Here is a 1,682-nt window from a genome sequence, read left to right as displayed (position 1 = left end):
CCTGAATTATTCATAGCCTAATTTGCTAACTGGCCAAAACGCTTTCCCCACAAGGAGATAACCCTTTTCGTTTTTTCACCGATTAGGTGAAAAAAGTTAATGAAAAAGGAACCATTCCTTTGTATGATAATAGGTGACTAAACCAAAAACATACAAGGAGGTTCCTCATATGCTCAGTGTAGAGGAAAAGTCGTGTCAATTCAACAGGAAGATCAAAATCAATTTTACCGGTGGCGAACTTTCTTCCGACAGCGGTCATCTGATTTTTAAAGAATTTGATGAAAAACTCGGTTTCTCAAAAACGCTGACTCACCATCTGGTGCTGAACGATTCGCGCAAAAGTCCGGATTATTCCAATGAGCAACTTTTGCGCCAGAAGATCTATCAGCTGCTGGCTGGTTATTCTGAAGATGATGCAGCGGATTCATTGATTCACGATCCCGTGTTCACTCAGGTTGTTGAATCACCAACACTTGCGTCACAGCCGACACTCTCCCGTTTTTATGATCGCTTTGATCCTAATGCTCTGGATCAGCTTGGCATGGCCAACCAAAAATTACTCGACAAAGTTCACCGCTATCGCAAGAATCCAGCACTGATCCTTGACTTGGATTCCACCCATGTTGATACGTATGGAAAGCAAGAATCCTCGGACTATAACGCGCATTACGGTACGATCGGCTTCCATCCCTTGGTGGCGTTTGATGGGGCAACGGGTGATTTTTTGAAAGCGAAACTGCGTCCTGGAAATCGCTATACATCGCATGGCGTTGTGGACTTTGTCCGGCCGATTCTCGAACACTACAACGAGCACTTTCCAGAAACCACGCCGCTCGTTCGCGCTGACAGCGGTTTTGCCACACCGGACCTCTACGAGGCGTGCGAAACAGAATCCGTCTACTACGTGATTCGGCTGAAGACCAACGCCGTGCTTCAACGGATGGCCGAAGAACTTCACCCGAATGATTCACCAACCGGTAAAACTCAGTGTTACTATGAAGAATTTGATTATCAGGCGAAGTCCTGGGGTAAGCCAAGACGGGTTGCCGTTCAATCCATTCGCCCGGCCAATGAACTTTTCTTTACGCATACCTTTATCGTGACCAATCTGGTTGAATGCTTCTCCCCGAAACAGGTCTTTCAGACTTATCAGAAACGAGGGACGATGGAAAACTACATCAAGGAAGCCAAATCCGGATTCAGTCTGGATCAACTGTCTAGTCACAAATTCGAAATTAACGAAGTCCGATTGATGCTCAGTCTGCTCGCCTACAATTTAACGAACTGGATGCGGACGATGGCATTCCCAAAAAGACAGAAGGCCATGCGAATCGAAACCATCCGAACGCGGATCGTCAAAGTGGCCAGTAAGCTCGTCCGGTCAGGACGATCCCTTTATTTCAAGCTGTCTTCCAGTTTTGTCTATCAGGCATTCTTCTGGAACGTGCTCAACCGGATTCAACAACTTCACATCGAGTAACAAAAAAACACTCAGCTCAAAATTCAAAACGGGTTCATCAGATCAACGGGGGAAGTCTGTCTCAAAATGGCCTTCTTTTACGTGAATGTTCAGAAATTGATCTTCAAGGTCATTTTTCCATTCAAAAAATCAAGTGAAATCAGGTTGGCTGCATCCTGGTGAGCAAAATCCCGAAAAAACGGCAAGCGGTGAATAATTCAGG

At 45.6% G+C, this 1,682-nt stretch carries 1 protein-coding gene; it reads left to right on the top strand.

Translation table 11 applies throughout. The features are described 5' to 3' along the window. The first annotated feature begins 169 nt into the window (after window positions 1-169). Entirely contained in the window at window positions 170-1,480 is a 1,311-nt protein-coding gene (locus AA84_RS0113675) for an IS1380 family transposase (RefSeq protein WP_028977669.1), read from the top strand. Window positions 1,481-1,682 lie beyond the last annotated feature (202 nt).

The sequence above is a fragment of the Sporolactobacillus terrae DSM 11697 genome, assembly GCF_000648615.1.
Taxonomy (GTDB): domain Bacteria; phylum Bacillota; class Bacilli; order Bacillales; family Sporolactobacillaceae; genus Sporolactobacillus; species Sporolactobacillus terrae.
Note: the sequence above shows the minus strand (reverse complement) of the source record. Positions and strands in the feature narration are given on the sequence as shown.